This window comes from Algoriphagus pacificus (assembly GCF_017254845.1).
GTDB lineage: Bacteria > Bacteroidota > Bacteroidia > Cytophagales > Cyclobacteriaceae > Algoriphagus > Algoriphagus pacificus.
On sequence record NZ_JAFKCU010000001.1, the window covers coordinates 1,419,398 to 1,443,353 of the forward strand.

At 39.4% G+C, this 23,956-nt stretch carries 16 protein-coding genes; 9 read left to right on the forward strand and 7 right to left on the reverse strand.

The features are described 5' to 3' along the window. Positions 1-94: 94 nt before the first annotated feature. The 3 genes from J0A69_RS06100 to J0A69_RS06110 all read left to right on the forward strand — a co-directional run bounded on the left by J0A69_RS06100 (position 95) and on the right by J0A69_RS06110 (position 4,434). Positions 95-2,698 carry a carboxypeptidase-like regulatory domain-containing protein gene (locus tag J0A69_RS06100; RefSeq protein WP_206585629.1) on the forward strand — a complete coding sequence of 868 codons (2,604 nt, stop codon included), beginning with the start codon at positions 95-97 and terminating at the stop codon, positions 2,696-2,698. 41 nt (positions 2,699-2,739) lie between these two features. After that, on the forward strand, positions 2,740-3,513 hold the full coding sequence (locus J0A69_RS06105) for a Rossmann-like and DUF2520 domain-containing protein (RefSeq protein WP_206585630.1): 774 nt from the start codon (positions 2,740-2,742) through the stop codon (positions 3,511-3,513). Between the two features lie 141 nt (positions 3,514-3,654). Next, positions 3,655-4,434, forward strand: coding sequence for a hypothetical protein (locus tag J0A69_RS06110; RefSeq protein ID WP_206585631.1), 780 nt, complete (start codon positions 3,655-3,657; stop codon positions 4,432-4,434). Between the two features lie 243 nt (positions 4,435-4,677). On the opposite strand, the gene J0A69_RS06115 is transcribed toward J0A69_RS06110, so the two are convergent. The 5 genes from J0A69_RS06115 to J0A69_RS06135 form a co-directional block, all read right to left on the reverse strand. Next, complete coding sequence (locus J0A69_RS06115; protein ID WP_206585632.1) at positions 4,678-5,532, reverse strand: pirin family protein; 855 nt, start codon at positions 5,530-5,532, stop codon at positions 4,678-4,680. A 66-nt stretch (positions 5,533-5,598) separates the two neighbouring features. Next, a complete protein-coding gene (locus J0A69_RS06120) occupies positions 5,599-6,891 on the reverse strand; it encodes a Zn-dependent hydrolase (protein WP_206585633.1) in 1,293 nt (430 codons plus the stop codon). A gap of 125 nt (positions 6,892-7,016) precedes the next feature. After that, positions 7,017-8,018, reverse strand: a complete 1,002-nt coding sequence (locus tag J0A69_RS06125) for an acyl-ACP desaturase (protein ID WP_206585634.1) — start codon at positions 8,016-8,018, stop codon at positions 7,017-7,019. Positions 8,019-8,234: 216 nt separating this feature from the next. Further along, a complete protein-coding gene (locus tag J0A69_RS06130) occupies positions 8,235-9,116 on the reverse strand; it encodes an SMP-30/gluconolactonase/LRE family protein (protein WP_206585635.1) in 882 nt (293 codons plus the stop codon). 7 nt (positions 9,117-9,123) lie between these two features. Beyond that, positions 9,124-10,854 (reverse strand): alpha/beta hydrolase-fold protein, encoded by a 1,731-nt coding sequence (locus J0A69_RS06135; RefSeq protein ID WP_206585636.1) that lies wholly within the window; start codon positions 10,852-10,854, stop codon positions 9,124-9,126. 172 nt (positions 10,855-11,026) lie between these two features. On the opposite strand from J0A69_RS06135, the gene J0A69_RS06140 reads away from it, so the two are divergent. The 3 genes from J0A69_RS06140 to J0A69_RS06150 all read left to right on the forward strand — a co-directional run bounded on the left by J0A69_RS06140 (position 11,027) and on the right by J0A69_RS06150 (position 17,202). Then, the gene (locus tag J0A69_RS06140; RefSeq protein WP_236032668.1) at positions 11,027-12,277 is read left to right on the forward strand and encodes a dipeptidase; all 1,251 of its coding nucleotides are present in this window, start codon (positions 11,027-11,029) and stop codon (positions 12,275-12,277) included. Between the two features lie 162 nt (positions 12,278-12,439). After that, positions 12,440-15,787: a DUF1553 domain-containing protein gene (locus J0A69_RS06145; RefSeq protein ID WP_206585637.1), complete on the forward strand. Its 3,348-nt coding sequence runs from the start codon at positions 12,440-12,442 to the stop codon at positions 15,785-15,787. 2 nt (positions 15,788-15,789) lie between these two features. Then, positions 15,790-17,202, forward strand: a complete 1,413-nt coding sequence (locus tag J0A69_RS06150) for a DUF1501 domain-containing protein (protein WP_206585638.1) — start codon at positions 15,790-15,792, stop codon at positions 17,200-17,202. Between the two features lie 8 nt (positions 17,203-17,210). Here J0A69_RS06150 and J0A69_RS06155 read toward each other — a convergent pair whose 3' ends face one another. Continuing rightward, a complete protein-coding gene (locus J0A69_RS06155; protein ID WP_206585639.1) occupies positions 17,211-18,767 on the reverse strand; it encodes an FG-GAP repeat domain-containing protein in 1,557 nt (518 codons plus the stop codon). A gap of 96 nt (positions 18,768-18,863) precedes the next feature. Here J0A69_RS06155 and J0A69_RS06160 point away from each other — a divergent pair, with 96 nt between their 5' ends. From J0A69_RS06160 to J0A69_RS06170, 3 genes are all read left to right on the forward strand, one after another. Then, positions 18,864-20,333 (forward strand): c-type cytochrome domain-containing protein, encoded by a 1,470-nt coding sequence (locus J0A69_RS06160; RefSeq protein WP_206585640.1) that lies wholly within the window; start codon positions 18,864-18,866, stop codon positions 20,331-20,333. Between the two features lie 225 nt (positions 20,334-20,558). Beyond that, the gene (gene clpB / locus J0A69_RS06165) at positions 20,559-23,177 is read left to right on the forward strand and encodes an ATP-dependent chaperone ClpB (protein WP_206585641.1); all 2,619 of its coding nucleotides are present in this window, start codon (positions 20,559-20,561) and stop codon (positions 23,175-23,177) included. A 157-nt stretch (positions 23,178-23,334) separates the two neighbouring features. Next, a complete protein-coding gene (locus J0A69_RS06170) occupies positions 23,335-23,496 on the forward strand; it encodes a CPXCG motif-containing cysteine-rich protein (protein ID WP_206585642.1) in 162 nt (53 codons plus the stop codon). 22 nt (positions 23,497-23,518) lie between these two features. Here the strand turns inward: J0A69_RS06170 and J0A69_RS06175 are convergent, their stop codons facing one another. Beyond that, a complete protein-coding gene (locus J0A69_RS06175; RefSeq protein ID WP_206585643.1) occupies positions 23,519-23,923 on the reverse strand; it encodes a carboxypeptidase-like regulatory domain-containing protein in 405 nt (134 codons plus the stop codon). Positions 23,924-23,956: the final 33 nt, after the last annotated feature.

Here is a 23,956-nt window from a genome sequence, read left to right on the forward strand (position 1 = left end):
GAAAACTGAGTGGCTTTTTTTATTTGAAATATGGAAATTAATTAAACTATTTAATTAGATTAATCGTGAAAATTTAAAATCCAACTGGTTGAAAATGAGATATTTTTTTCTATTGTGTTTTGTCGGAGTGGGACAAAATTTATTTGCTCAGACTAGCATTATCCAAGGTAAAATTTTACACAACCAGTCAAAAGAACCACTAGCCCAAACCCATATATTTGTTCAAGGTACCACCTTTCAGACATTTACGGATAGCCTTGGGGAGTTTAGCTTAAAAGGTTTACCTCTAGGGGCTTGGGAGCTGGTTGCTACTAAAGAAGGATTTTTACTTGAATCAAAAAACATTTCCGTAGATCAGAATTATTCGGGCTCTGATCTGGAGATATTGCTTGATGAAAAACCAGAATTGGAGAAAAGCGAATTATCTGAAAAGCAACAAAAGAAACTTGAAGAAGATTTTCTTAAATGGTTTTATAAAGAATTAGGGAATGAGGGGGAATTTAAAGTGGTCAATGCTGACGTATTGAGCTTTAGAAAAGACCTGAATTCAAATTTTTACTGGGTAGATTCAAAGGAGGCATTGTTGGTGCAGAATCTGAAAACCTCCTATTTGATGTCCATGTATTTCAAAGAGCCTGTGAAAATGGAGAGTACCCTGATTCCAGATAGTTTCCTTTTAAGTTATTTAGAAATGAAGCCAGGCAGTGAGGAAGAAAAGAAAATTATTACTGATCATCGACTGCATTCTTATGAGAGCTCCCCAATCTATGAGCTTCGGAAGTTGCTTGGATCGGAAGATAGTCCCATTGAAATTTCCCCGTCAGATCAAAAAGGACAATTTTTATTACGATTGCCTTTTCCTTTAAAGCTGGAGAATGGTAATAAATCCTTGGCCTTTAAAAACAACGAACTACTAATCCGTGCCAATGGAACACCTGTACATCCGGAAAACCTTTTGGCTAGGGGATTTGAAAACTTGGGTTCCCCCATCCCTCAATTACCGATTGATTTTGATTTTGATCAGGTTTCAGCTTTAGCTGGATTAGAAAAGACACCTGAATCATTGATGGAGCGGGTTTTTCTCCATACTGACAAGGATATTTATTTAATGGGCGAGGAGCTATATTTCAAAGCCTACATGGTCTATGGAAATCCATTAATGGTAAGTGAATCCAGCAAAGTTCTACATGTGGAGATCTTGGATTCCAGCGGTTATAGTATGATTCACCGGGTTTTTCCAATTGAAAATGGAATGTCCCAAGGAAAGATTTCTCTTACTCCTGAATTTAATACCCGGGATTTTATAGTGAAATCATACACTCTTTGGGGAGCAAATTACGGAGAGGAATTTGAATTTTATAAACCTATCCAGGTTTACACCAATTACCCAGAAGCCAAAGCGGGTTCTTTAGGTATCCTATCGGAGGGGATCACGGTTTTTGCTGATAAAGAAGTATATAATGATCAGGATTCAGTCACCCTTAACATTCTCGCTAAGAATAAAATCGGAGCTATATCAGGTGCCAACTTATCTGTATCAATTATCAGTGAAAATTCCAATCTCTTCATTCAACCCCAAAAGGATGAATTTGTAAGCTATGCTTCCGTAAATCCTAAAATTAAAATCAAAGACTTCCAAAATTTTCAATTAGAAAAAGAACTAGGCTTTACCCTAGTCGGCAAAATCAAAGATAAAAATACCCTTATTGAAAAAAGCAAAGTAGAAGTATTGGTGGACAATTTTTTGGATAAAAGGGAATTGATTGCCGACAAGGATGGATTATTCTATTTAAATGGGATGCAAAAAATAGGCGACTTTAGTGTATTGATTAAAGCAAAAAACAACCTAGGAAAACAGCTTGAGGAATTTGAATTGGAATATTTTTCATCTCCAAATAGGATTGATTTTTCTTCATTGGATTTTCCTGACCTCACAGTGGAGAAGAGGCCATTGGAAAGAATAGATTCTTTACAAAGATCATATTTGGCTTTAAGGGAAGGAGAGATATTACTTGAGGAAGTGGAAGTGACAAGTACAAGAAAGGTCGATAGTAGATCCATGCCCTTTGGCAGAGCTCCAATAACATTGGAAATGGAGAATGTATTTTTAACAGGAGACACCCAGCAGTTTATTTATTCATTGGCAAATAGGACGGGGCTGAGAGCAGCAGGTATTCCTCCAATGCTGATTAATCCTAGGGGACACCCAACTGGTCCTCCAGTTATCCTTTTAAACGGAACACCAATTACTAGTATTTTAGGACCAACAATTGGCAACAATCCAAGGGATGATCAGTATAGAGCATTGCAATCTATTAACATTTTTACCATAGAAAGAGTCGAGGTAATTAAGTCAATGATTCCTCTTCTTGGTGAGGCGGGTAGATTCGGAGCTATTAATATCATTACCAAGGTTGGGCAATACGTAGCATCAAATGAAAAACCCTATCAGGAGTTTCAGTTAAAAGGTTTAGAAGAACTCCAATCCGTTCCTAATCCCCTTTACGATTTTCCTAGTACAACACTTTATTGGAATCCTGAAGTCAAGATTTCCCCGAATCAAACTTCAACTACTTTAAAATTTAAATTGCCAGAAAATTCAGAACCTTTTTGGGTAATTGTGAATGGGATAAATGCCTCTGGAGAGCCTGTTTCCGGGAGATTTTTAATCAATCAGAAGAATTTAGGCTCCAATTAATCGGGTCTTTCTTTCTTCCTGATTTTTGCCTTAATTCGATCATGAAGTTTAAAATTGCTGTTTTGGGAGCTGGAAATGTAGCCTGGCATTTGGCTCCTGCTTTGGAAAATGCTGGTCATGAAGTCACTGAAGTCTATGCTAGAGACTTATCTGAAGCTCAGAAAATAACGGAAAGACTTTATGCGGCTGAACCAAAAGACGATCTTGATTTTTCTGAGTCTGAAGCGGAAATTTTTATTTTGGCAGTCAAAGATTTAGCGATACCAGAAGTTGCTGATGAAGTCATTCTACCCGAAGGAAGTATTTTGGCTCACACCTCAGGAACCATGTCTTTGGATGTCTTGGGTTATAGCTCAGCAAGTTATACAGGTATTTTTTATCCCTTGCAGTCATTTACAGTTGGGAGGAAAATTGACTTTGAAGATGTGGCGTTTCTCTTGGAATCTGAGGATGAAGAAACCCTTCAAAAACTCCGTAAACTGGCCAAAAGCCTTTCTTCAATGAATTATGTAATCAAATCCAGAGACAGGAAGGCGATCCATGTGGCAGCTGTTTTTGCCAGTAATTTTAGCAATCATATGATCCGGATCAGTGAGGAAATCATGCGAAGACAAGGCCTGGACTTTGACATGCTTAAGCCATTGATTATAGAGCAGATTTCAAAAGCACTCCAGATCGGAGCCAAAAATGCGCAAACTGGTCCTGCGATTCGTGAGGATTATCCAACCTTGGAAGATCATCATAGCTTTCTGAATTACAATGAAGCGATTGCAGAAATCTATCGCCTGATCTCCCAAGATATTATTGATAGTTAGTGAGCTCAGGTTCCGAATTACCTTTGTAAAACATACTTCAATTTATCTGCATTTATTTAATTCGATATTTCGGAAGTCCTTTTTTTAACTAAAATTCATTTTCTGTTATTTGTTATTATATTTCTAGTAAATTTTTGATTTATGAAAAAATACTTTTTTCTAGGACTTGTCTTGGTTGGGTTAAATTTAGCCTGTACCTCTGTTGTTTCGGAGAATGATCAAATCAGTAATTCTGAAGTCGAACTGACATCTTTTTTAAATAGAACTGCTGCTCCTCCAATTGATAAACCAATTAAAGAGTCACATTATCAATTTAATAATCATCTATATGATAATCATAAATTCTATGACTCATTTGGTTATGAGATTTTGAACATATATACGGACATTTCAGGGTTAGATACCGTTGGTATTACGACCTTTGAGTATAGTATGGACAAGTTAGTTAAGCAAACGAAATACTTTCTTGCAGAAAATGTGGATATGACCCAACATTTTGATTATTTGTACGATGAGTCTCAGAAATTAATTCAAGTAAAAAGAGATAATAGTAATTTTGAATTATATAATTATAATTCTTTAAATCAGGTTGAATCAATAATACTCGGGGCAAGTCTTCAACTTGCAGATGTTTATGAGTTTACCTATGATTTAGAGGGGAAGATAGACACTCAAACCTTAAGAAGCCTAAATGGAGGTGAAACTCCCTTAAGATATTGGGTTTATTTTTACGACAAAGAAGGAAAGCTTATCTCCAAAAAAGTACCAGAAAAACCTTCCAATGAATTAAGAGAAATGTTTATTTTTGATTATGATGAACAAGATAGACTCATTGAAATAAAGGAGTTTTATCCAGAGGATAATTTTTTATTTTTGGGGAAAACTGTTTATACCTATTCTTTAGAAACAGAAAGTAACTAGTTCAATATTTATATTAATACCTGTTTTCTATTATACTTTAATAGTTTTTAGATTCTATCCTTTGTAATTGTAAAGAGATTTTATTTATACAACCAGAATTCTCTCTCTAGAGGAGTTAGGTTGTTATGCTTTAGCAAACTATTGGAGATTTTGTAAAGCCTTGGAAGATCATCACAGCTTTCTGAATTACAATGAGTCGATTGCAGAAATCTATCGCCTAATCTCCCAAGATATTATTGATAGTTAGTGAGACCAAGTCCCGAATTTCCCATTCTGGTAATCCTCATAAGCCTGGTGAATTTCAGCTTCTGAATTCATAACAAAAGGACCTTGTGCTACCATTGGCTCATTAAACGGAGCTGCATGGCCCAAAATCAATACGGAATCCTTTTTCGCAGTTACTTTCAGATCAACTTGACCCTTTTCAAATTCAACCAAATTCCTATAGGGGACCTGTTCCCCATTCACATCCAATTCCCCTCTGACGATATAGAAAAAGATGTTTTCGTGTGCTGGAATTGTCTTTTCAAAACTTCCACCTTCTTCCAAGTAAATCGTGCTCATCGTCAAAGGAAAGGAACCTTCAAATGCTCCTTTTATTCCATTCCATTCTCCAAAAAGCTGTTGCACTTTTACCTTTTCCTGATCCAAATTAAAAGAAGGGATTTCACTTTCTTGTAAACCAACATATTTAGGATCTGTCATCTTGAGCTTTGCAGGTAGATTCAGCCAAAGTTGAAGGATCTCTAGGTCCCCACCTTTTTTCTTAAACTCCGAACTGCTTACCTCGGAGTGAATCAATCCTCTTCCAGCAGTCATATATTGGACACCTCCCGGACCGATCACAGATTCATGTCCGGATGAATCCAGGTGCATGATATCACCTTCTAAAATAAAAGTAACAGTCTCCATTCCTCGGTGAGGATGCGGTCCAAATGGCAAACCTCTATTTGGAGAAGGGTAAGTCTGAAATCCATGATGGTTGAGAAAGATAAAAGGATCAATCTGCTGAAGTCGATGCGTAGGCATCGGGCTATATGTTATTAAATCAGCGATTGGTCTATATTCTCCTTTATGAATTCTTTTGATTGCAGTCATTTTCTGAATTTTTGATGTATATACATTAAATAGAATTTAGGTCTAAAAAGTTTACTATTTCTCATTTTATTGAAGTTGCTTATCTAAACTCAAAATGGTTTGCAACAATACATTGGCTCCATTTGCGATGTCTTCTGGAGAGGAATATTCTTGAGGGGAATGACTGATTCCATCCTTGCTGGGAATAAATATCATCCCAATCGGTGCAAATCTCGCAATCTCTTGGGAATCATGGCCTGCTCCACTAGGTAAATAAATGCTACTCAAACCAAGTGATTTTGCAGAAGCTTCAATTGCTTTTTGAATTTCTGGAGTAGCCAAAGCTGGTTTGCTGGCTACTTCGATATGCTTAACGTCAACTTCGGTTCCACTTTCTTCGGCAAGTATTTCGGCCCTCTTAGCAATCTCTTGGTAGACCATTTGAATTTTCTCCGATGATAAATCTCTGATTTCCACATTTATTTTTACCTCACCTGGGATGACGTTTCCAGCTCCGGGGAATACATCTACTTTACCGACAGTAGCTACCTGTGCTCCTTCAAAAGAATTCACGATTTCATTTACAGCCAAGATTAATCTTGCGGCAGGAAGCATTGGATCTTTCCTCATATTCATTGGAGTAGTCCCCGCATGATTTGCAAACCCTTTGAAGGTAAATTCATACCATTCGATTGCAACAATTCCTTCTACCACTCCTATATCAATTCCCTCTCTATCTAAATTTCCACCTTGCTCAATATGGAGTTCTAAAAATGCCGCTAAATCACCTGGGTTTCTTTTGAGTTCTGGAATTCGATCCGGATTACCTCCCAAAGCTTTGATTCCCTCATAATGGGTCACTCCACTGTTACTTTTTACCTGTAAAGCCTCCTCCGTCAGCTGCCCAGCCAATGCTCGGCTACCTACCACTCCACCTTCTTCATTTGTAAAAATGATTACTTCAAGAGGATGCTGGGTAATCCAATGATTATCTTCCAAGGATTGGATGACCTCAATGGCACTCATCGATCCGACAGGTCCGTCATAGTCTCCTCCATTTGGCACTTCATCTATATGAGATCCAAAAGCGATTGGTTTTAATGCTGGATTTAAGCCTGCTCTTTTTCCCATAATATTTCCTGCAAAATCTACAGAGACCTCTAATCCAGCTTTCTCCATCAATTCGATCACATATTTTCTGGCTTCCACATCATGGACACTGTATGCTACTCTATCAGAGCCTCCTGCTTTATTTTTACCGTAAGTTGAAAGGGTCTTTAGACTTGAAGAAAGCCGCTCTTGGTTAACCCGAATTTCACTTTGAGAAAAGGCAAAAGTAAAGAAAGACAGGAAGGTTAGCGTAAAAATTGATTTTTTCATGATTGAGTGGTTTGAGTACAAGTTCTTGAAATCGAGTTGATTTTCAAATATTCTCTGGTAAAAAGAAAAAGCCTCCCCGAAATCCGGAGAGGCAATCACAATAGGCTTGTTTGGTTTAAGAAAGCTTATTTCAACCAAGCAAGTTGTATTTCATCTGGGGCTTTCATCCTGTCAGCTACCCGCATATATCTTTCTGATAATTTGGAAAGGTAAACCTGAGCTTTAGAAGCTGCATCATTTAATCCTGTCAAGCTTTCGATTTTCCAAAGACCAACCAAATGGTCGATAATTCTTGCATAATCCCAACCAGTGTAAATTCCCACTTTTTGAGTGATTTCTGAGAATCTGGTGTAAATGGATGGATTAGAACCGCCTTCTCCCATCAATACTGCTGGCATGACGATTTGCTTTTTCATCATTTTTTCAAAAGCCAGTATAGCTCCATTTGGATCTATTTCGAAGATTTTTGACATGAAAGACTTATATGCTTTTTCATGTCTTGCCTCATCACCTGCAATGGTCTTACAGATTCTTGATAGAACTGGATCCCCCGCTTTATCAGCAAGTTTACCTGTATTTACGTGCGAAATTTTTGTGGCTCTTTCCTGAAAAGAAGTGTAAATCATTGCCTGGTAAGGATCACTTTCTGATTTAGGATCGAAACCATTAGTCAATAATCTATGAATAGTAATTTCTACAGCCCGCATATCCACTCTTCCCGTCATGTATAAATACTTATTTAGTAAGTCGCCATGACGATTTTCTTCTGCTGTCCAAGCTTTGGACCACCTTACCCATCCTGAAGGAGAAACCAAGCTTCTATCTTCATTGATTCCCTCTAGGAGGTTAAAATAAGTCTGATAAGACGGCAAAGCTTCTTCGGTAATCATATTTCCAACCAAGGAAGTGAGAACGGTATCTGGAATTCCTTCCGCTCTTTGTTGAAGGGCCTTAATTTCTTCGTGAATATCTGGATTGCCAAAATCAGGTAAGAAATCTGTTGGCTGCCAGCAAGTTTCTGGGTCTACTAGAATATTATCAACTGCATCAGCAACAAGGTCATCCAATTGGCTGATAACCTCCATGTTCTTCTCCAGTTCGTAATCTATGGTGTTTGAATTTTTCATGATTTTACTTCTTATAGTGAAGTCCTTAAAGTCAACTTTCCCAGTTCAAACTTGAATTGAGAAAAAGCCTACTTTATCTAACGGGTAATTCGGTCACAAGATACGGACAAATTATCATATTAAATTGACGGAAACTCGATACCTATTTTAGGTTTCCGTCCAGTTGATATGCAAAAAGCCCCCAAAAGGAGGCTTTTGAAATGTTTTTTGATCTTATTAATAGTCCAACTTATAAGCAACAACTTTGTTTTTCATAAAGGCAGGAACTAATACAAGATTCTCTTCTGGGATGAATCCTATATCTGCAGTATTGGACTCCTCAGCTTTCGTGTCAAGCATCAAAGTCTCTCCATCTCCGGATACAAAATAGATTTCTCCAGCCCATCTTGAGGCTACATAATTTCCATCACCCAAAATGATCAAGCCATCACCGCCAGTAACTGTGGAATTGATCATAGAAGAACTGCCATCTGCATTGATCATTTTTAATCCTGATCCATCTAGGCCGTAAATTGTTCCATCGGAAGCTACAGCCACACCATTGATTGAAGTATTTCCTTCAGAAATAGTAGAAACTGCTCCTCCGTCCAAAACATGGACTAAGCCCTTGTTCATGTCCGTAAAATAGATTTTGCCATCATGGGCATCAGCATCATTCAGGAATTCAGCTCCTTCAACAGGATATTTATTGGTGATTTCAGCTGTCGCTAAGTCGATTTCAACTAACTCATCAATGTCAGTAACATACAACTTGCCATCAGAAATAGCCATTCCTTTTGGAGCATTTAGTCCTGTTACCCATTCTTGATTTACGATTGTACCGTTTTTGTCAATAATAGAAATTGATCCTTTCCCGTCTTTTTCAGTTGGACTTCCTTCAATATTGGAAACGTATAAATTTCCAGAAGACTTATCATATAAAACAGATTCACAAGTTGTCAGGGTAGCTGGTGTTTCCCAAACCATGGTCAAAGTTGGGGTTTTTGCATCCTCAACGACCATTTCTTCAGTTGTTTCTTCTGTTTTCTCGGGGCCACATTGTGCAAACATGACCATTGCTGTCAAGCCAAGTGCGGTTGTTTTTAAAAGAGTTTTCATTGCTTAATTAATTTTTGGTTAGTGTCCAGTTTTGTTGATTAAATGCCGCTGGAGCAGTTTCCTTAAAGCGGTCTTCGATTTTATCAAGGTACATGGTGTTGTACCTTAATCTAGTAATGTAATTCGGTAAGGTCGGATCTCCGTTCCAGCAGTGTTCTGCCCGGTCTCCATAGGCTACTTCCCCATTATAATAAGGATTTTCAGTTTGGTTCAAAAATGCCTCAGTTAAGTATACTGCATTATTGAGGTAATAGTTATCCATGTCTCCGCAATATATGTTCACTTTTCCTTCCAGTTTTGGACCTAGAGTTTTCCAATCCCGCTCCATTATGTAGCGAAGATCGTAATTCTCCCTCCAAAATTCAGCAACTGTAGGATCAATTTCTCCAGTCTTTTTGTCCCAGATGGGTTTAGGATAGCCATCCTCTCCAACGGGAGAATAGACTGCCTGCCAAATATCAAATTGTTCTCCTGAGCGGGTTTCTTTTCCCCCGATCGCAAGTTCTCGATGGTTCATATCCCTCACCATGGCAGATACATGTCCTAAATAATCCCGATGTCCTGGTCTAAGAGTTTTTCTGAATTCTCCTTCTTGATAATAAGCATTTTGATCCTCGTAAAGATTGATTGTCGTGAATGCTCTGAAATCAATGGGATCTGGGCAAGCAGCAAAACATCCATTGTATTCATCAGGGTAAAATACCTGGGCAGCCAATGCTTCCCACCCTCCTGTAGACCCTCCATAAAGGAATCTAGACCAGCCTTCACCAATTCCTCGGAATTGCTTTTCGATATAGGGTATCAGTTCATAAGTCAAGGCATCTCCAAAAGGACCGATGTTTTCAGAATTCACTGCATAGCTTTCATCGTAAAAGGGATTCGCGTGCTGAATCTCAATAATGATAAACCGCTTAAAATCCGGAGAAATCCATTTTTGATAAAAATCATAGGCTTCCTGCTGTTGGATTTTTTGATATCCATAGATTCCAAATCTTGCAGAATAATCATCCTCAGGCAAATCAGGGTCTGGCGGAATAGTTCGGAAACCTCCAAAGTCATCCGGAAAATGCCCGTGGAAAACCATCAATGGATAATACTGATTCGGATTCTCATCAAAGCCTTCCGGTAACAAAACATGTGCACCAACATACATATCCCTTCCCCAGAATTTCGACAAGAGCTCTGATTTCATTTTGATATGTTTGATGTATTTGCTGTCTTCTGGTTCTTCTATAGGCGGGATTTCCTGATCTATATAGAGTTGAATAGTAGCTCCTTTAGTCCAGTTAAAAGCTATGGGCTCGGAGTAAATATTCCCGGGGGTATTCGCCCACTTTCTGCCTTCCCCTTTGTCCATGGCTAATTTCACCGTATGTCCATCGGCGCGATTGAAAGTCTCATATTTAATGATGAACACTTGCATCATATAATTTCCTTCTGCCAACTCACTTAAGTTATTGATGGGATATCCAAAACTTGATGTATCTAATTGAATGACATCTCCTGGTTTGAAATTTTCAATATCCATCCCGAAAACCTGGGCTGTGGAAGCATCATCTGAGATGGAAAATCGAGGTTCTTTTTCTTTATCCTTAGAAAATATCATTAAGAGCCTGCCATCAGTCAGTCCAGCTTCAAGTTCAGGGCTCAATCGGATGCTGACAGGGGATGAACCGCTGTTTGGTTTACAGGCCCAAGCAAAACAGGCGAGTAAAAATAAAAAGCTAATTTTTTTCATAGGTAGGTGGGATTTGTATTAAAAGTTAATGATAAAGTATGGAATCTTTTGAAAATGGGTTCAAGAATCCTTTTAAAGCAGTTTTTATTGGGTGGAATTATCCTTTTATGTATTTTTTTTCTCCTAGTGATTAAAAGCCAGTATCTTTCTTTCTTATAAACCACCAACACCTATGAAAAAAAACTATTCCTACCTATTAATCGGCTTGATGGCTTGGGCTTGTCAGCCAAAAGAAACTACCCTTGATTACACAACCATGAGTGATGAGGAGCGGCTTAAAGCAGCTACCGAAATGGCTCAAAACACAATTATGGTCGACGGACACGTGGACCTTCCTTATAGGATGAAAGTTGGGGGATTTACCCTCCAGCGTGAAATTCTGGATGTTTCAGTAAGAACAGATGGGGGAAATTTTGATTTTCCCAGATCAAAAGAAGGAGGCCTAGATGCTCCATTTATGTCTATTTACATTCCTGCTGGTAACCAGCAAACCCCTGGGGCATCCAAGGCTTTGGCTGATTCTTTAATCTTGATGACAGAAAGATTGGCTGAGACTTTTCCTGATAAATTTGCCATGGCTTACAGCCCAGCGGATATTGAAGCCAACTTTGCAGCTGGAAAGATTTCATTACCTATGGGAATGGAAAATGGAGCTGGACTGGAAGATGATATCGCAAACGTTGAATATTTTCACGGAAGAGGAATTCGATACATTACCCTGACTCATGGAAAAGCAAACTTAATCGGAGATAGTAGTTATGATACAGTACGATTATATAATGGGCTGAGCGAATACGGGAAGCAAGTTGTAAAAGAAATGAATCGTGTTGGAATCATGGTTGATTTATCACACGTTTCTGATGATACTTTCAAAGATGCTTTAGCGATCACACCAGTTCCCGTAATTGCTTCTCACTCTTCCGTAAGACATTTTACACCCGGATTTGAGCGAAATATGAGTGAAGAATTGATCCAAGCAATGGCTAAAAATGGAGGAGTTATGATGATCAACTTTGGAGGATCTTTCATTGACTCGGCATATGCCGCAGGTAGTGCAAAAGTGAGAGAGCATCTAGTGAATTGGCTTGCAGAGAATAATTTGAGCAGAAGCGATTCAGCAGCCCAAGCCTATATTTCTGAATATACAGCCGCTAATAATCCTTTTCCAACAGTTCAAAAGGTGGCCGATCATATTGATTATGTGGTCAATTTAGTTGGGGTGGATTATGTAGGATTTGGGTCTGATTTTGATGGCGTTGGAGATTCCTTACCTACAGGATTGAAGGATGTTTCTATGTATCCAAATCTTATTGCAGAACTTCTGAAAAGAGGCTATTCTCAGGAGGATATTGAGAAGATCTGCTACAAAAATGTTTTCCGTGTTTGGAAGGCTGTTGAAGATTATGCAGCGAGTCAGCAGTGATATTAAATAGGAATTAGAATACAATCCCTGCTAAAACTAGCAGGGATTTTTCTTTTCAGGAGTCTTCTACTAGTTTCTTAATTGTATTTTTTCAAGAAATTTATTTCACTATTTTTCAATGGTTTATCTTTAAATTTATATATTTAATATAAATATTTTTTTATGAACCCAAGTAGATTTTTAATAACCAATGCCGGCTTTCTAAGCTGTAGTTTGATGCTGATAGTTCTTCTATGGACTTCAGGATGCCAACCCGATTTGCCTAAGGAGGTGCAGGAGGCATACATTGAGTTGCCTGAACAAATCGATTATAATTTTCATGTCAAACCGATTTTGGCAGATAGATGCTATGCCTGTCATGGACCTGATGAAGCTTCTAGGAAAGCTGGCTTAAGGTTGGATGTTGAAGAAGAAGCTTTCATGAAACTGGCTTCTGGGAACAGAGCATTTTCTAAAGGAAATCTAAGTAATAGCGAGGTCTACCATCGCATGATTAGTCAGAATCCTGAGACCATCATGCCACCACCTGAGTCAAATTTATATCTTACTCCAAAAGAAATCGCGACGATTGCTAAATGGGTGGAACAAGGAGCTGAGTGGAAACAGCATTGGTCGTTTATTAAAGTTGAGAGCCCTGAGATACCAGAAGTTGAGGAGAATTGGCAGAGAAATAATCCAATCGATAATTTCATTCAGGCCGAATTAATCAGGCAAGATCTTCAACCTAATCCAATTGCTGACAAAGAAAGATTGCTCAGGAGAGTGACTATGGATTTGACTGGATTGCCACCAACCATTCAAGAGATAGACGATTTTTTAAATGATGAATCAGCAGATGCTTTCGAAAAAGTAGTGGACAAATTACTCGCTACACAGGAACACGCTGAAAGATTGACAATGGAATGGCTGGATGTGGCCAGGTATGCAGATTCTCATGGAGTTTCATTCGATGGATATCGCGAGATGTGGCCTTACAGGGATTGGGTAATCCAGGCTTTCAAAAAGAATATTCCTTACAGTGAGTTTATAAGCAAGCAGGTGGCTGGAGATTTATTGCCTAATGGTACGGTTGAGGATAAACTCGCAACTGCCTTTTACCGGCTGAATCCCATGGAAGCTTCTGCCGGATCGATTCAAGAAGAATATAGAGTTGAGTATGTGGCTGAAAGAACCGCAACTACTGGCACTGCATTTCTTGGATTAACCATAGGCTGTGCTAGATGCCATGACCATAAATTTGATCCGATCAGTCAAAAGAATTTCTTTCAACTTTCTGCATTTTTCAATAGCATCGATGAATTTGGTTTGGGGCCTACCGATTTGAATAGAGCTCCAACATTGCTGCTTTATAAAGCCAGCCAGAAAAGATCTTTGGATTCTTTGGATCAATTGATTCTTACAAAGGAAAAGGAGCTAAATAACCTTCAGGCAAAAGAGATTCGGGATTATGTCGCAGAATTAAAGGATAGTGATAAGATCGAAAATGAAATAGGTTCTTTCTCTTTTGAAGCTTTTGAAAAGATTAAAAGAGAAAAGAAAAAATTCAATCCATTCGCAGAGGAACAAGCTGAAGAATACAAAAAGAAAACGCCTAAGGAAAAGGCTAAAATCGACTCTTTAAAGAAAGTTGCTGCGAAAAAGAAGGAGTATGAGGAAGTCTTGATTCTTGATCAAAATAAAAAATCAGAAGCAACACTCGGAGTAGAATTAGTTCCTGGCAAGGCAGGAAAGGCGGTTGCTTTCGACAGTGATTACGATTATGTAAGTCTTAATAAAGTAGGCTTTTTTGATCAATTTGATTCCTTTTCGGCAAGTGTTTGGATTAATCCAGCAGATGAAGAGGAAAAACATATCAAAAACATCATTGGAAATAGTACCAATTTCCTTGGATTTTACAGAGGCTGGGAGATGTTTTTGGACTCGGCAAACCACCTAGCAATTCGTCTGATTCATAGGCTTCCCGATGACTACATCGAAGTGGCTAGCACTAATGAAGTCGCTACCGACCAATGGTCTCAGGTGGCTTTCACATATGATGGAACAGGAAAAGCCAAAGGAGTTTCCTTGTACCTAAATGGAGAAAAACTTCAAACGATCACCTTGGCGGATAAACTCACCAGAAGTATTCTGCCGATTCATGAGTATACAGCCAAACTTGATACGCTTCCTCTAAGATTGGGCAAAAGCTACCGTTTATATTCCTTTGATCCGGGTATTTTTAAAGGGTTGATGGATGAGGTAAAGCTATATGATCGATTACTCACAGGATTGGAAACGGCGATTCTGGGAGGATCTGATATCAAAAAAGTCGCGGCTACTCCTGATAAGGAATTTTATCTCGCAAAAGAAAAATCAGCTATTGCAATTAGAAATGAATTGCGGGAATTGAGAAAACAACGAGTTTCAGTTTTAGGAGGTGTACAGGAAGTCATGGTGATGGAAGATATGCCAGAACCGAGGCAGACCTTCTTGCTAAAAAGAGGGATCTATAATGATTATGGTGAAACCGTTGAGCCCAGCACACCTGAAAATGTTTTGACCTATCCAGAAGAATATCCTAAAAACCGTTTGGGATTGGCAAAATGGTTAGTCAATGCAGAAAACCCACTCACTTCCCGTGTGATCATCAATCGCTATTGGCAAATGATATTTGGTTCTGGCATCGTCAAAACGTCGGGTGATTTTGGAATCCAAGGGGATTTACCTACCCATCCGGAATTATTGGATTGGCTGGCTTCAGAGTTTATGGAAAGTGGATGGGATCTGCGAAAGATGCTGAAACTCATGGTCATGTCAGCTACTTACCAACAATCTTCCTATGCTGACCAAGAAAAGTATGAGGCCGATCCGGAGAATAAATATTATTCCAGATCAAGCAGCTACAGACTTCCAGCTGAGTTTATTCGGGATAATGCCCTAGCCTCCAGTGGTGTGCTAAATAAAAAAGTGGGAGGGCCAAGTGTGAAGCCTTATCAGCCTGAAGGTCTTTGGGAGGAGTTGGGAGATTTTTCATACACACTACATAAATACAAGCAGGATACTGGATCCAATCTTCACCGAAGAAGCCTTTATACCTTCACCCGAAGATTTTCTCCTGCACCATATATGATCACTTTTGATGCCTCTAATCGAGAAATCTGTATCACCAAAAGAGTGAATACGAACACGCCACTACAGGCATTGAATTTATTGAATGCTCCTCAGTTTGTGGAAGCATCTAGAGTAATGTCTGAGCGGGTAATAAAGGAAAAAGAATCCTTGGATGAGCAATTGATTCTGAGTTTTCGATTGGCAACAGGCGTGACACCAAATGAAAAGCTGCTCGGGGTTTTGAAAGAGCATTATGAAAGTGCTTTTCATCATTTTCAAGAATTCCCAATGCAAGCAGATTCTTTATTGGCAGTAGGAGAGCTTCCCAGAGATAAAACTCTTGACAAAGCCCAGGCTGCAGCAATGGCAGTCGTTGCCAATTCAATTTTAAATTTTGATGAAACCTATATGAGAAGGTAATTATGGGACATAACCACATACATATTCCTTTGACTAGGAGAGAATTTTTGACCAAGACTACCTTGGGTATCGGAGCCGTTTCCTTGGCTTCGCTTTTAAATCCTACTACACTTTTTGCGCAGGGAAATACTCCGCATTTTGTACCTAAAGCAAAGAGGATCATTTACTTATACATGGCAGGGGCTCCCTCTCAACTGGATTTGTTTGACTACAAACCACAATTGGTCAAGATGAGTGGGCAAGATTTGCCATCCAGTGTTTTGGGAGATCGGGTAACGGGGACAGTTGCCACGCAGAATTCACTGCCTATGGTAGGTACTCGTTGGAATTTCAAGCAACACGGGAATAGTGGAATGTGGATGAGTGATTTAATGCCTCATATGTCCAAAATCACGGATGAGCTTTGCAAAATCCAATCTATGCATACAGCCTCAGTGCAGCATGAGCCTGCACAGATGTTTACCAATACCGGTTCAGAACTTCCGGGAAGACCGTCCTTTGGATCTTGGATCAGCTATGGATTGGGTTCTGATAATGAAAATTTGCCGGCCTTTATTGTTCTTAAAACCGAGGGACTTGAGGGAGGTTTTGCTGGACTTTATTCTAGTGCATTTTTACCAGCCGAACATCAAGGTGTGCGGTTTAGAGGTGGAAAGGATCCTGTTTTATTCCTAACCAATCCTCCGGGCGTAAGCGAAGCCGCAAGAAGAGAGCAGCTGGATTATTTGAAAAAAATGCAAGAAGGCGCATTTGAGTTTTGGGAAGATCCATCTATCAAGGCAAAAATGGCTCAATATGAAATGGCCTTTAGAATGCAGACTTCAGTTCCTGAAGTGGTGGATACCAAAGGAGAGCCTGATTATATCTACAAACAATACGGGGAAGACAGTAAGAAACCAGGGACTTTTGCAAGTAATTGTCTTTTGGCTAGACGCCTTGCCGAAAGAGGAGTGAAATTTATCCAAGTGTATCACGGTGGCTGGGATCACCATTCGGAATTACCAAAAAGTATTGGGAAAAGAGCGAAGGAAGTGGATCAGGCCAGTGCTGCTTTGATTATGGACTTAAAACAAAGAGGTTTGTTGGAAGATACCTTAGTTGTTTGGGGTGGTGAGTTTGGGAGAACCTGCTTTTCTCAAGGCGAGCTAACCAAAGAGAGTTTTGGAAGGGACCATCATCCAAATGCCTATACGATGCTTTTGGCGGGAGCTGGAGTGAAGAAAGGGCTGACCTATGGAAGAACTGACGAGTTTGGTTATCACGTTGTGGAAAACCCAGTTCACGTTCATGATTTGAATGCTACTTTGCTTCATTTGATGGGGCTGGACCATGAACGATTAACTTACAAATTTCAGGGAAGAAGGTTCCGCTTGACCGACGTAGAAGGAAATGTCGTCAAGGACATTTTAAGTTAGAAACTCTCCTAATTGATCTTTCTGCAGGATTTATTACCAGCGGCATCGGTGGCACAAATTTCTAGTGAATTTGAATTTTTCAATTCTCCAACTTCTGTTTTCCATAAATATTCTCCATACCAATTCATTTCAATTTCCTTTCCATTGAAAACGGCAACTACAGACTTCCAGTCTTGAGGCATACTCGGGCTTTTGTTGTCAGTAATTCTGGCTTTTACCTTGGTGTTTCCTTCAAGTGTTTTTTCGATTTCAAAGGATGAAATAATTGGATTCGCGGTATCATTCTCTACATTTTTACCGATGAAGATTCTTTCCTCAATCATTTCCTCTCCTTCGCCTTGTCCCATGATAATATCCATTTTATGGTCATTATTGATGTCGGCAAAAACCAAAGAAAGTGTGTGAGGGGTTGGATCACCGGAAAGGATGGATTGTCTAAGCCTGAATTTTCCTGAGCCATCATTTATAAGTAGACGATCTTCACCAGTCAGTGAGCTCAGAATAAAATCAGGGTCGCCATCCGAATCATAGTCTAAAAACACAATGTTGTTATCATCTTCTCCGGTATTGTCAGGGTCCTGCCAAAGGGAAGAAGTAGCATCGATGTATCGCTTGGCACTGTCATTTAAGAAAACATGCTCTCTTCTGGACCAGGACTTTTGATCCACGATTTCCCCATCGTTTACCGTGACTAAATCCAAAAATCCATCTTGGTTGATGTCCATTGCCTCGAATTCGTAATTGTTGGTGTAGGCTGGAAGCATTCTTTTATCCTTAAAATTGCCCTTGCCGTCATTTTCGTAGATCCTACTCGTACCGCATCGCTTGCAGGAGATCACGATATCCAGATCAAAGTCATTGTCAAAATCGATGAACTCTAAGTCCCAAGAGAATTGAATCAAGAGATCAGGCATTTGCGAGTCGGTTACATCTTCAAATTTCCCTTTTCCATCATTGAGCCATAATAAAGTCATTCCACCATTATTTTCCATATTCGATCCGGGGCCCCAATCTGACAAAACAATATCCAAATCTCCATCGTCATCCACATCTCCGAATTCCATATCTCCTACACTTGCGATTGTTTGTGGAAGATGTGTTTCTGTTGCCCGGAGGAAATTCCCGGCTTCAGTTCCTAGAAACAATTCACTTTGAGTTTGAAAGGTGTTCCCGATAAATAAATCAACCAACCCATCCCCGTTAATATCTCTTGCCTTAATCACTCTTGCATAGAATTTAAGATCTCCAAAAACCTGAGTAGTGATCTCTTTAAATTGAGATTCAGCGCCTTGATTGATAAAAATCCGGCTCGACTCTAGAACTCCAGGTTCGGAATAGTCTCCTCCATTGGCAAAAATCAAATCTACTTTACCATCCTGATTCAAATCTGCTGCTTCCACTCGATTGGTCCATTCTCCAGTTTCAGGGAGATAAATGGAAGTCTGATCTTCCCATAAATAATCAATTGGGGAGTCTTCACTTTCGTCTTCAACGACTTTGTTACATCCATTTATTAGAAAAAGACTGCTGAGCAGTACGATTGAATTTTTGAAAAAATTGTTCATCGGGAATACTTTAGTGAAATTTAATTTAATCAATACAGCATTGTATTACATAAATATAAGGTACAAATGTTATCTTTAAATAAGCCAATTTTATGTATGCTGTATTTCTTACTACAAGCTGATGCCACATTATTTTTTGGGCGTTTTCACTCACTGATTGTTCATCTACCAATAGGTTTTATTCTATTGGCAGCCATCTTATTTGCACTTTCCTTCGTAAAGAAATTTCATTTCTTAGCAAAATCCCTCCCCTTGGTTTTGAGCTTTAGTGCGATTACAGCAATTATTTCTGTGTTCTTTGGTTTCCTTTTGGCAACAGAAGGAGGGTATCCGGATGGTAGTTTTTTCTGGCATAGGTTTATGGGAATTGCAGTGGCACTTCTTTCTATTCTCTCGATTCTATTGATTTTGGGCTATTTCGATAAAAAGAATAGTGGTAAATCCCTTCAATCAAGAATGGATATACTATTTATCGAGTCAGAAATAAAAGGCCAGAAAAAGATGTTAGGACTTATTTTGGGAGCATCAGTTGTCGGTGTTTCCATCACAGGTCACTTAGGTGGAAATCTAACTCATGGCGAAGGATACCTATTTGCCTATGCTCCTGAGTTTGTCCAAAATATATTTCTCGATGAGGAGCTAGATGCGGATTTGTATGAATTTCCTCAAGATCCAGATTCAACTTTGATTTTTGATCATATTATCCAGCCCATTTTAATTCAAAAATGCGCAAGCTGTCATGATGCTGAGACTCAGAAAGGAGGGCTACAGGTAAGTTCTTTGGAGCACCTCATCAAGGGAGGAGAGACTGGTCCGGCATTGGAGGAAGGCGCACCTGAATCCAGTGAGTTGTACAAACGGGTTACGATGGACCCAAAGAGCATGAAATTCATGCCACCAAAGGGGGCTGGACTTTCCTACAATGAAATTACGCTTTTGAAATATTGGATTGAAAATGGGATAAGTAGAGAATTGGCAGTTACCAATGAGGAAATACCAGAAGAAGTGAAAGGATATTTAGAAACTGCCTATGGCCTTTCTACCAGAAAAAAATCCCATTATGAGAAGGCACAAGTAGCTGCGGCACCTGAAGATGTTTTGGATGGAATTAGAAAGCTTGGCTATCGAATTTCTACTCTTTCCGATGAGAATAATTTTTTAGATGTGGTTGCTTTGAAAAAAATATCAAAAGAAGATCTGGAAGCATTGTCCCAAATAAAGGAGCAAATTACCTGGCTTGATTTAGGAGAAGCTGGGGTTGAGGATGCTTGGATGGATTTGATTGCAAGTTTCCCAAATCTAACCCGACTTCTATTAGATAATAATCCCTTGACAGATAAAGGAGCAGTTTCTTTGGCAAAGCTAGAACATCTTGAAACGATCAACCTATACAATACTGAAGTGGGGGATTCTACTTTGAATAGCCTGGCCTCGATCCCAAGCCTGCAAAGGGCTTATCTGTGGAAAACAAAAGTATCAAAAGAATTGGCGGGTAAACTGGCAGAGGAAAACTCCGTACTCAAAGTTGACTTGGGAATTATGGAAGAAGAAAAAGAGTCGAAATAGAAAACAGTCCTTCCAAAGAAACTTCATTTTTTCAATCAAAAACTGATTTTTTCTGCCAAAAAATCCGAATTCTCTTTAAAATCATTCCTTTTTCGGTCATAATGACCTGAAAATCTACTTGGAGTTGGATTTGCTAGGTAGAGGATGTTGAGCTGAATGTGCAAAGAATCAAAGAAAAAGACAGCAGCCGAACAATCAAATTAGCAACTTAAATAACCAACTATAATGGATTTTAAACAATTCACAATCAAATCTCAGGAGGCGATTCAAAAGGCGGTGGAGTTGGCATCGGCTGCAGGTCAGCCGAATATTGAGCCATCCCATTTGCTGAAAGGAATCTTCTCCGAGGATGAAAATGTCACCGACTTTTTATTTAAAAAGCTCGGTGCAAATAAGCAGTTGCTTGGCCAGAAACTGGACGAGCAATTGGACCGTTTGCCAAAAGTAAGTGGCGGCCAACAACCTTATTTGAGCAATTCCTCCAACCAGGTTTTGATCAAAGCCAAAGATTATCTCAAAACCTTTGGGGATGAGTATGTAGCTATTGAACATTTACTATTAAGCATTTTGGCGGCAGGAGATCCTGCTTCAAAGATTTTGAAAGATCAGGGGATTTCAGAAAAGCCTTTGATCGAAGCAATTAAAGAACTTAGAAAAGGGAATAAAGTGACCGACCCAAATGCAGAAAGTAAGTATCAGGCTTTAGAGAAATACTCTAAAAACCTGAACGAAATGGCTAGAAAAGGGAAAATTGATCCTGTGATTGGCCGAGATGAAGAAATTAGGAGAGTACTTCAAATATTAGCTAGAAGGACCAAAAACAATCCGATCCTTTTGGGTGAACCTGGTGTGGGTAAAACCGCTATTGTAGAAGGGCTTGCACAGCGAATCGTTTCAGGTGATGTTCCTGAAAACCTAAAATCCAAAACTTTGATCTCCCTGGATATGGGCTTGCTTGTAGCTGGTGCCAAATACAAGGGTGAGTTCGAGGAGCGATTGAAAGCAGTCATCAAAGAGGTAACGGATGCGGAAGGTGAAATCATTTTATTTATCGATGAGATCCATACATTGATCGGAGCCGGTGGTGGAGGTGAAGGTGCTATGGATGCTGCCAACTTGTTGAAGCCTGCTTTGGCAAGAGGTGAATTGCATGCGATCGGTGCAACTACCCTGAAAGAATACCAAAAGTATATCGAAAAAGATAAGGCTTTGGAAAGAAGATTCCAAGCTGTAATTGTTGACGAACCAGATGCTGCTGATGCGATTTCAATCTTGAGAGGTATCAAAGATAAATATGAATTGCACCATGGTGTAAGGATCAAAGACGATGCTGTCATAGCAGCGGTGGAGCTTTCCCAGAGATATATTTCTGATCGTTTCCTTCCGGATAAAGCCATTGACTTGATGGACGAAGCAGCGGCGAAATTGAGGATGGAAATTGATTCTTTGCCTCAGGAACTCGATGAATTGAATCGAAGAATCATGCAGCTTGAAATCGAGCGTGAAGCGATCAGAAGGGAAAAGAATAAAGACAAAGAAACTGTTCTTAGCAAGGAACTGGCCGAGCTGGCTGAGAAGCGAGATAGCGTCAAAGCCAAATGGGAAAGCGAAAAAGCGGTGATTACAGGGATCCAACGAGAGAAGGAGCGAATCGATAATTACAAGCTGGAAGCTGAACAAGCGGAGCGAGCTGGAGACTTCGGAAAAGTTGCCGAAATCAGATACGGTAAAATCGGAGAAGCAGAGCAAAAACTGGAATCTTTCAAAAAGCAATTGGGAGAGATGCAAGCAGGCTCTCCATTGTTAAAAGAGGAAGTAGATCAAGAAGATATAGCAGCTGTGGTTTCCAAGTGGACGGGAATTCCACTTTCCAAAATGATCCAATCTGAGCGTGAGAAGTTATTGCACTTAGAAGAAGAATTAGGGAAGCGTGTAGCCGGCCAGAAAGAAGCGATAACTGCACTATCAGATGCAGTAAGAAGAAGCCGTGCCGGTTTGCAGGATCCCAAGCGTCCGATTGGTAGCTTTATCTTTATGGGTACTACAGGTGTCGGAAAGACAGAATTGGCGAAAGCTTTGGCAGAATACCTCTTCAACGATGAGAATGCAATGGTGCGAATTGACATGTCTGAATATCAGGAAAGACATGCGGTCAGCAGATTGGTAGGAGCGCCTCCGGGATACGTTGGCTACGATGAAGGTGGACAATTGACTGAATCAGTGCGAAGAAAACCTTATTCCGTAGTCTTGTTGGATGAGATTGAAAAAGCCCATCCTGATGTATTTAACATCTTACTCCAAGTTTTGGATGATGGTCGATTGACGGACAACAAAGGAAGAGTTGCAAGTTTCAAGAATACGATCATCATCTTGACAACCAATATTGGTTCTACTTTGATTCAAGAGCGATTTGCAGAAATCGAAGAATGGAACAAAGAGGAAATCATGGATAAAACCAAAACAGAAGCCTTTGATTTATTGAAGCAATCTGTTCGTCCAGAATTCCTAAATAGGATCGATGAGGTGATCATGTTTGAACCATTGAACAAGCAGATAATCCGTAAGATTGTGGATATCCAATGGAGAGAAATCCAGCATCGATTGTCCGAAGCAAACATAGAAATCGAGGCAACCAAGGAAGTCTTGGATTACCTTGGAGAAGTTGGTTTCGATCCAAACTTTGGAGCAAGACCGCTGAAGAGAACCATGCAGCGATTGATCTTGAATGAGCTGTCTAAGCAGATCCTTGCAGGATATATTAAAAACGATTCTGCAGTTTTAGTGGATTTGGATGCGGACAAGCAGGTTTACTTCAAGAATATAGATGCCCCCGTGGAAGTGTAAAAAGTGATAATTCGGTTATAACCCTCGGAGAGTTTAGGCTTCGAGGGTTTTTTTATACAAGAATTTTACAGCAGGGGTCACTGAGGATTTCGCAAAGGACACTATGATCGTTAACTCCGCCTTTTGAATTGAAAAGTTAAATTGATTATCTTCTGCTATGTTCGAACACTTCTTTCAATGCCCTTATTGCCTAGCCGAAATCACCATGTTGATAGATCCTTCGATTACTTCTCAGAAGTACATCGAAGATTGCGAAGTCTGTTGCAACCCTATTGAAGTTGAAATGGCTTTAGAAGAAAATGAGATTGTTTCTTTTTAAGCGAGATCAATCGAACAATAGACTATTTTACTTCTTTTTCTAAAATGATCTTACCAAGGTCTTTGGGTAACTTTTTTGTGTTTACCAATACTTCTTTGGACTCATAATCAATAAAGGAGATTTTTAGAGCTAGGCTTTCCTCTTCAAAGTACTTTAAATTCAAAGAGAAATTCCCTTCAGTGTCTGTTATTGTTCCAGTATCTGTGTCTTTGATTAAAATGACTGCTCCCGGAATTGGCTTCTTTTCCTGAGAGAGTACCAATCCTTTTACAGTTTTTTCAGCGGTTGATTGTTCTCTTTCAGGAGCAGCTGTAAGCTTCGTAATAGAAAAAATTATCCCAGTAAAGAATAGAATCAAAATGGATAAAACTCCAAACTTGATCTCTCTTAGTTTGGTTTTTGGGGAGTTTATTGTTGTCTTTTTCATAGATCTACTAAAATTTAATAGAAAGAAAAAGAA